This is a genomic window from Bacillus sp. P4_D3 (assembly GCF_056401855.1).
Genome location: NZ_JBFUIN010000929.1, coordinates 1 through 1,058, shown reverse-complemented (window position 1 = coordinate 1,058; position 1,058 = coordinate 1). Strand labels below are relative to the sequence as shown.

The following is a 1,058-nucleotide window of genomic DNA, read 5'->3' as shown; positions in this document are numbered from 1 at the left end:
AAACAAGACAAACTATGGATACTATTGTTGAATGGATTCAATAAGATAAATTTGTATCTATATAACGAAAAAAACGCCATCCTTTTTATAGAAAGGATGGCGTTTTTTTATGTCTGTTTTTAAATCTGACGAGTTACAATTATTTGCACAGGAAATTCAATGTCTTTTGTCCCATATCGCTAAAGATGTTGGGTTTGTACAGCGAACGAGCATGTAGTAGGTCCTTTGGATTCTTTTTTATTTTAGCGAGAATACTTAGTGAATAGTTGAATTGCTTTTTCAGGTACATAGAATTTCCCATTGCTTTCTACAACGATGCTTCCTAATTCATGATCTTTTCCACCGATACAGATAATGTTTTTATTAACAAACAATTTGGCCTCCGTATTATCGCGTTTTACTACAAGCACCGGGTTTCGTGCATCTTTTTTGTCAATCGTTACAGTTGCACCAATTTGTTTAAAGGCTGTTTCAGCATCTAAGAATAATTTCTTAGTGATTTCTCCTAATTGAAAGCCCATTGCTTTGGCCATTATTTTCGCAATGTCTGTATTTTGGACTAAACCGTATGGCTTTTGAGGACCGTAAGAGTATAAGAATACATCTTCACCTGTATGACCACCAGTTGTAAAACCGATGTTCGCCCGGTTGGCCAATAATTTAGTAAGGATTGGACCTACATCAGTTTTCTTTTGTGCAGCTTTTAATTTTTTTCTTTCATCATCAGTTAGGTTGTCTAAACCGTAAAGTGCAGCTACTTCTTTTATATTAGATAAATCATCTTTTAGTTTACTTGTAGCACCTTCAAGTGTCATTTTCGCCTTTTTCAGTGGGTCAATGTAAGCTGATACTGGTGTAGTATCATATCCTTTTGTGGTATTGCTGTTACCAATGGAAATACCGCTATTACCATGATCCGCTAGAGCAATGACCATAGTGTTACCATCTTTCTTCGCAAATGTTAACGCTTCTGTAACCGCATCATCAAACGCCAATACATCGCTAATCATCCCGATTGGGTCATTTGCATGTGCTGCCCAATCTGCCTTACTACCTTC

Annotated in this window: 1 protein-coding gene; it reads right to left on the bottom strand. The window is 36.5% G+C overall.

Features of this window, described 5'->3' with window-relative positions:
* Positions 1-242 precede the first annotated feature (242 nt).
* On the bottom strand, positions 243-1,058 hold an 816-nt coding region (locus AC1DTM_RS28080; protein WP_477001440.1), incomplete at its 5' end, for an alkaline phosphatase.